2 protein-coding genes and 1 pseudogene are annotated in these 7,406 nt (G+C 70.8%); 2 read left to right on the top strand and 1 reads right to left on the bottom strand.

Features of this window, described 5'->3' with window-relative positions; all coding sequences use genetic code 11:
• Positions 1-60: 60 nt before the first annotated feature.
• A pseudogene (gene alaS / locus APM_RS20210) lies at positions 61-2,698 on the top strand (alanine--tRNA ligase).
• Between the two features lie 23 nt (positions 2,699-2,721).
• Here the strand turns inward: alaS and putA are convergent.
• Positions 2,722-6,534, bottom strand: coding sequence for a trifunctional transcriptional regulator/proline dehydrogenase/L-glutamate gamma-semialdehyde dehydrogenase (gene putA / locus APM_RS03770; protein WP_007422028.1), 3,813 nt, complete (start codon positions 6,532-6,534; stop codon positions 2,722-2,724).
• A gap of 134 nt (positions 6,535-6,668) precedes the next feature.
• On the opposite strand from putA, the gene APM_RS03765 reads away from it, so the two are divergent.
• Positions 6,669-7,406, top strand: a 738-nt coding sequence (locus APM_RS03765; RefSeq protein ID WP_007422027.1) for a nucleoside-diphosphate sugar epimerase/dehydratase, incomplete at its 3' end; no start/stop codon positions are given.

Here is a 7,406-nt window from a genome sequence, read left to right as displayed (position 1 = left end):
TGCCGCAACCCTGCGGTATGGCTCTGCGCACAACACGTTTCAGGGATCACGGGCCTTTTCATGACCTCCAGCAACGACATCCGCGCCACCTTCCTCGACTTCTTCGCCCGCAACGGCCACGAGGTGGTGCCCTCCGCACCCCTGGTGCCGCGCAACGACCCGACGCTGATGTTCGTCAATGCCGGCATGGTGCCGTTCAAGAACGTCTTCACCGGCCACGAGCACCGGCCCTATGTCCGCGCCGCCTCCTCGCAGAAATGCGTCCGCGCCGGCGGCAAGCACAACGATCTCGACAATGTCGGCTACACCGCCCGGCACCACACCTTCTTCGAGATGCTCGGCAACTTCTCCTTCGGCGACTATTTCAAGGACGTCGCGATCGAGAACGCCTGGACCCTGCTGACCCGCGACTTCGGCCTGCCGAAGGAAAAACTCCTCGTCACCGTCTACCACGAGGACGACGAGGCCGCCTCGCTCTGGAAACGGATCGCCGGATTGCCGGATGAGAAAATCATCAGGATCGCGACCGACGACAATTTCTGGCGCATGGGCGATACCGGCCCCTGCGGCCCCTGCTCGGAAATCTTCTACGATCACGGCCCGTCCATTCCCGGCGGCCCGCCCGGCAGCCCGGACGAGGATGGCGACCGCTTCATCGAGATCTGGAACCTCGTCTTCATGCAGTTCCTCGAGGAGCCGGCCGGCGTGCGCAACCCGCTGCCCCGCCCCTCGATCGACACCGGCATGGGCCTGGAGCGCTTCGCCGCCATCCTCCAGGGCAAGCACGACAACTACGATACCGACACGCTGCGCGCCCTCATCCTCGCCTCGGCCGAGGTCTCCCACACCGATCCCGACGGCGCGCACAAGGTCAGCCACCGCGTCATCGCGGATCATCTCCGCGCCACCTCCTTCCTGATCGCCGATGGCGTGCTGCCCTCGAACGAGGGCCGCGGCTACGTGCTGCGCCGGATCATGCGCCGCGCCATGCGCCACGCCCACCGGCTCGGCATGCGCGAACCCTTCATCTACCGCCTGGTCCCCGCCCTCACCCGCCAGATGGGCGTCGCCTTCCCCGAACTCCCCCGCGCCGAGGCCCTGATCGTCGAGACACTGAAACTGGAAGAGCAGAAATTCGCCGTCATGCTCGAACGCGGCCTCTCGCTCCTTGAGGATGAGGTGCAGAAACTCGGCTCGGGCGAGAAACTCCCGGGCGCGGTCGCCTTCAAGCTCTACGACACCTACGGCTTCCCGCTCGACCTGACGGAAGACGCGCTGCGCGAGCAGCATCGCGGCCTCGATCACGAGGGCTTCACCGCGTCGATGGCCGAGCAAAAAGCCCGCGCCCGCGCCGCCTGGGCCGGCTCCGGCGATGCCGCGACCGAAACCGTCTGGCTCGACCTGCGCGACCGTCTCGGCGGCACCGAGTTCCTCGGCTACTCGACCGAGGAGAGCGATGCCAGCATCCTCGCCGTGGTGGTGAACGGCGCGCCCGCCGGCCGCGCCGAGGCCGGGCAGGAGGTCGCCCTCATCCTCAACCAGACGCCCTTCTACGCCGAAAGCGGCGGCCAGGTCGGCGACACCGGCACGCTCACCGCCCCCGGCGTCACCATCCGCGTCACCGACACCCAGAAAAAGGCCGGCGATCTCTTCGTCCATTACGGCACGATCGAGGAAGGCGAGATCGCCCCCGGCAATTCCGTCCATGCCGAGGTCGATCACGCCCGCCGCGGCGCCATCCGCGCCCACCATTCGGCGACCCACCTGCTGCACGAGGCGCTGCGCCGCGCCCTCGGCCCGCACGTGACGCAGAAGGGCAGCCTGAACGCGCCTGACCGCCTGCGCTTCGACATCTCCCAGCCCCGCCCGGTGACGGGAGCGGAACTCCGCGCCGTCGAGCGCGAGGTCAACTCCCGCATCCGCGAGAACGCCGCGGTCGAAACCAGGCTCATGACGCCCGATGAAGCGGTCAAGCGCGGCGCGATGGCCCTGTTCGGCGAGAAATACGGCGATGAGGTGCGCGTCGTCTCGATGGGCGCCGGCGATGCCGGCAGGTCGGCCTATTCGATCGAGCTGTGCGGCGGCACCCATGTCGCCCGCACCGGCGATATCGGCGCCTTCCGCATCCTCGCCGAATCAGGCGTCGCCGCCGGCATCCGCCGGATCGAGGCGGTGACCGGCGAAGCCGCCCTCGCCGCCACCGAGGCCGCGGCCGACCTGCTGGAAGAGGCCGCCGCCGCGCTCAAGGTCGCCCCCGCCGAACTCCCCGCCCGCATCGCCGCCCTGCTGGAGGAGAAAAAGCGTTTCGAGCGGCAGGTCGCCGAGCTGCAGCGCAAGCTCGCCACCGGCGGCGCCGCGTCCGAGATCGAGGAGGTGGCCGGCATCAAGTTTGCCGCCCGCAATCTCGGCGAGGTCTCGCCGCGCGACCTGAAATCGCTGGCGGATTCCATCCTGAAATCGATGGGCTCGGGCATCGCCGCCCTGGTCTCCACCGCCGAGGGCAAGGCGAGCATCGTCGTCGCCGTCTCGCCGGACCTGACCGACCGCTTCAACGCCGTCACCCTGGTCCGCGCCGCTTCGGAAGCGGTCGGCGGCAAGGGCGGCGGCGGAAGGCCGGACATGGCCCAGGCCGGCGGCCCCGGATGGCGGCAAGGCCGACGAGGCGCTCGCCGCGATCCGCGCGTCCCTCGGCGGCTGACCGCCGAGGGGGGGGAGCAAAAATCAGCCGATCGACATCAGGCTGGCATTGCCTCCCGCCGCCGCGGTGTTGACGCTGATCGACTGCTCCTCGAGGAGGAATTCGAGCGGATAATCCCACTCGGAATGGTCCTCCGCCGGCAGGGCGTGGACCGGCACGATCGGTCCGTCCCGCTCGGCCAGCGCCATCTGCAGCGCGATCAGCGCGTCGCGATGGCCCTCGAACAGCACGGCGTGGAATTCCGCCCGCGCCACCGCGTCCTCCGGCGCCATCGCCGGGCGAATCTCCGCCGGCATCCGGGCGATCTCCGCCTCGGCGCCGTCGCAGAGCACCAGCGGCGCATTGCCGGTGGCAAGGCAGGCGGCGACCTGGCGCCACATGCCCTCGGGGCTCGCGGCCCGGCAGAGCACAAGCCCCTTCGGCTTCAGCCGCAGGGTATTCTGCTCGCCCACCGGCCCCGGCAGCTCGGCGTCGCGGAACGCCGAAGCCGCCGCATAGCGCAGCGCCGGCGCGGTCTCGATCCCCCGCTCGCGCATCCAGCCGACCAGCTTCGCGAACGCCGGCGCCGGCTCGCCCTCGCCATGCGGCATCGGCCGCCGTGCCAGCAGCCGGCGCAGGTAGAACGGCCCGCCCGCCTTCGGCCCGGTGCCCGAAAGCCCATGCCCGCCGAAGGGCTGCACGCCGACCACGGCGCCGACGATGTTGCGGTTGACGTAGATGTTGCCGGCCTCGGCCTTGCCCACCGCCTGCGCGATCGTCTCGTCGATCCGGCTGTGCACGCCGAAAGTGAGTGCGTAGCCCAGCGCATTCACCGCGGCGACCATCGCATTCCGCTCCTCGCGCCGGTAACGCACCACGTGCAGCACCGGCCCGAACACCTCGCGCTCCAGTGCCGAGGGATGGTCGATCTCGATCATCGTCGGCGCCACGAACCACCCGCCCTCGGTCTCCGGCGGCAGCGCCACCGAGAATACCTTATGCCCCCGCCCTTCCATCGTCTCGACATGGGCGCGGATATTGTCCCGCGCCTCCCGCGTGATCACCGGGCCCACATCGCTCGACAACCGGTCGGTCGCCCCCACGGCGAGTTCCTCCATCGCCCCGCGCAGCATGGCGAGCAGCGGATCCGCAATGTCGTCCTGCACCAGCAGGATGCGCAGGGCCGAGCAGCGCTGCCCGGCGGAATCGAAGGCCGAGGTCACGATATCGCCCACCGCCTGTTCCAGCAGCGCCGAGGAATCGACCAGCATCGCGTTCTGCCCGCCGGTCTCGGCGATCAGCGGCACCGGCATCCCATCGGCATCGAGGCGCCGGGCGAGCGTGGCCTGGATCAGCCGGGCGACGGCGGTCGAACCGGTGAACACCACGCCGCCGACCCTGGCATCCCCCACCAGCGCGGCACCCGTCCGCCCGTCGCCCGGCAGCAGCTGCAACGCATCCGCCGGCACGCCGGCCTCGTGCATTATCCGCACGCCCTGGGCCGCGATCAGCGGGGTTTCCTCCGCCGGCTTGGCGAGCACCACATTGCCGGCGGCGAGTGCGGCGACCACCTGGCCGGTGAAGATGGCGAGCGGGAAATTCCACGGGCTGATCGCCGCCACCACGCCGAGCGGGCGATGCGTCTCGTTGTCGAACCCATCCTGCAACTGGCCCGCGTAATAGCGCATGAAATCGACCGCCTCGCGCACCTCGCCGATCGCCGCCGGGAGCGACTTGCCGGCCTCGCGCACGATCAGCCCGACCAGCGCGGTCATGCGGTGTTCGAGCAGGTCGGCGGCGCGGAGCAGGATCGCGGCGCGCTCGGCGGCAGGCGTCGCCTGCCAGATCGGCGCCATGGCGGCGGCGCGGGCGAGCGCGGCGCCGACCGCGCCCGCATCCGGCTCGATGACGGTGCCGACGCGGTCGGCGATATTCGCGGGGTTGACCACGGCCCGCCCCGGCGCGGCCGGATCGGCATCCGGCGGGGCGGCGCGCCAGTCCTGTTCGAGGCTTGCCAGCAGGGCCGAGCCGAGCGAGGCGAGGCGCTGCTCGCTGGTCAGATCAAATCCGGCGGAATTGCGCCGCGTGCCCAGAATCGCACCCGGCAGCGCGATCTTCGGATGCGGCGCGCCGAGTGGCTCGATCTTTCTCGCGGCGGCGACCGGGTCCTCGATCAGGGCTTCGACCGGCACGCGGCGATCGGCGAGGCGGTTGACGAAGGAGGTGTTGGCGCCGTTCTCCAGCAACCGGCGGACGAGATAGGCGAGCAGCGTCTCATGGGTGCCGACCGGCGCGTAGATCCGGCAGGGCCGGTCGAGCTTCTGCGGGCCGACGACTTCCTCGTAGAGCGGCTCGCCCATGCCGTGCAGGCACTGGAACTCGTAGTCCCCCACCTCGAAGGCGGGTCCGGCCAGGGCGTGGATGCTCGCCAGCGTCAGCGCGTTATGCGTGGCGAATTGCGGGAAGATTTCGGTGCGCGCCGCCAGCATCGCCCGCGCGCAGGCGAGATAGGACAGGTCGGTGTGGATCTTGCGGGTGAAGACCGGGAAACCTTCCAGCCCGTCGAGCTGGGCGCGCTTGATCTCGCTGTCCCAATACGCGCCCTTGACCAGCCGGACCATCAGCCGGTGGCGGCTGCGGCGGGCGAGGTCGATCAGGAACTCGATCACCGAGCGCGCGCGCTTCTGGTAGGCCTGCACCACGAAGCCGATGCCGTTCCAGCCGGCGAGGCCCGGCTCGAAGCAGAGGCCTTCCAGCAGGTCGAGCGAGAGGTCGAGCCGGTCGGCTTCCTCGGCGTCGATATTGATTCCGATATCGTAGCGGCGGGCGAGCAGGGCCAGCGCCTTGAGCCGCGGCGCCAGCTCCTCCATCACCCGGGCGCGCTGGGCGCGGCTGTAACGCGGGTGCAGCGCCGAGAGCTTCACCGAAATGCCGGGGCCGCGATAGATTCCCTTGCCGCCCGAGGCGGCGCCGATCGCGTGGATGGCCTGTTCGTAGTCGCGGTAATAGCGCGCGGCATCGGCGGCGGTGAGTGCCGCCTCGCCCAGCATGTCATAGGAATAGGCGAAGCCTTTCGCCTCGCGCTTGCGGGCATTGGCCAAGGCCTCGCCGATGGTGCGGCCCATCACGAACTGCTCGCCCATCAGCCGCATCGCGATGTTCACCCCGCGGCGGACCACCGGCTCGCCGCCGCGGGCGAGCAGCCGGGTCAGCGCCGAGGACAGACCGGCCTCGCTCGCGGTGGCGTTCAGCCTGCCGGTGAGCAGCAGCCCCCAGGTGGCGGCGTTGATGAAGACCGACTTGTTGCCGCCGAGATGGCTCTGCCAGTCGCCGGCGCCGATCTTGTCGCGGATCAGCGCGTCGCGCGTGGCGGCGTCGGGGATGCGGAGCAGCGCCTCGGCGAGGCACATCAGCGCGATGCCCTCGTGGCTCGACAGCGCGTATTCCTGCAGCAGCGTCTCGACCAGGCCGGCATTGCGGCGGGCGCGCAGCGCGGTGACGAGGCTGGTCGCGGTCGCCCGCGCCTGTTTCGCGGCGGCGGCGGGCAGGGTCGCGCCCTCGATCAGCCCGGCGACGGCGTCGGTCTCCGGGATCCGGTAGGCGGCGGTGATCGCGGCGCGCAGCACGGTCTGCGGCTGCACGTCCTGGACGAATTCGAGGAAGGGCACGGCGGAAGGCGCGTCGTCCTCGGCGGTGGCGGCGGCGTCGAGCGCCTCGCCGCGTTCGAGCCGCTCCAGCCCGGCGAGAATGAGCTGCTTGGCGAGGTGATGCGTCGTCCGTCCCTCGCGCTCGGCCAGGGCGCGGAGCCGGGCGCGGACCTGATCGTCGAGCTTGACCCCCATCGTGCTGACAGCCATCGCCGTTCCTCCTGTTGCGGTTGCACCTGCGATGCGGAGCGGGTTACACCTTTTGTGAGAAAAGGTGCAACCCAATTCGTTGCTGCGGTGCACCCTATGACGGCGGCGGCCAATTCCGCTACAGACGGAGCACCATGACGTTGCAGCGCAGCCAGATCCGCATCGCGGTCAATTTCGCCCTCGACGGTCTGCTGGCCGCGCTGGCGGTGATCGGCGCCTGCTGGCTCGCCGATCCGGCGCATCCGATGCCCTCGCCGGCGGTCCTGCCGCTGGCCGGGTCGGCGGCGATCTGGCTGGTCGGCGTGCCGTTCGGCCTCGCCCGGCAGCACTGGCGCTTCACCGCCCTGCCCGACGCGATCGCGGTGGGGGCGAGTGCGGTGTTCGCGGCGCTGCTGCTCGTGCTGCTGCTCGTCGGCGTCGGCGCCAGGCTTCCCTCGGCGAGTTTTCCGCCGCTGCTGATGATCACGCTCGGCCTCGCGCTGCTGGCGCCGCGCGTGCTCTACCGGATGGCGCGCAGCCGCCGCGAGGTGCTGTCGGACGATGCCGAGACCGCGCTGCTGCTCGGCGATGGCGAGGGCGCGGAACTGTTCCTCGCCGCCCTGTCGCGCGAGAGCCACCAGCGCTACCGGGTGATCGGCGTGCTGGCGGGCTCGGCGCGGGAGACCGGCCGGCGCATCCATAACGTGCCGATCCTCGGCGAGGTGAGCGGGCTGGCGGCGGCGCTCGACCGGCTGGCCGAGGCCGGGCAGATGCCGGCCGTGCTGGTGGTGGCGAGCCGCGAGCTCGTCGGCCCGGCGCTGCGCGAGATCATGGACGAGGCCGAGCGCCGGGGCATCCGCGCCGCCCGCGCGCCGCGGCCGACCACGCTCTCG

Source organism: Acidiphilium sp. PM (assembly GCF_000219295.1).
GTDB classification, from domain to species: Bacteria; Pseudomonadota; Alphaproteobacteria; order Acetobacterales; family Acetobacteraceae; genus Acidiphilium; species Acidiphilium multivorum.
The sequence above is the reverse complement of the archived record's forward strand: the minus strand, read 5'-3'. Positions and strand labels throughout refer to the sequence as shown.

Coding starts and splice junctions, on each gene's coding strand:
- putA (WP_007422028.1), bottom strand. CDS start 6,534: ATGGCTGTCAGCACGATGGGGGTCAAGCTCGACGATCAGGTCCGCGCC.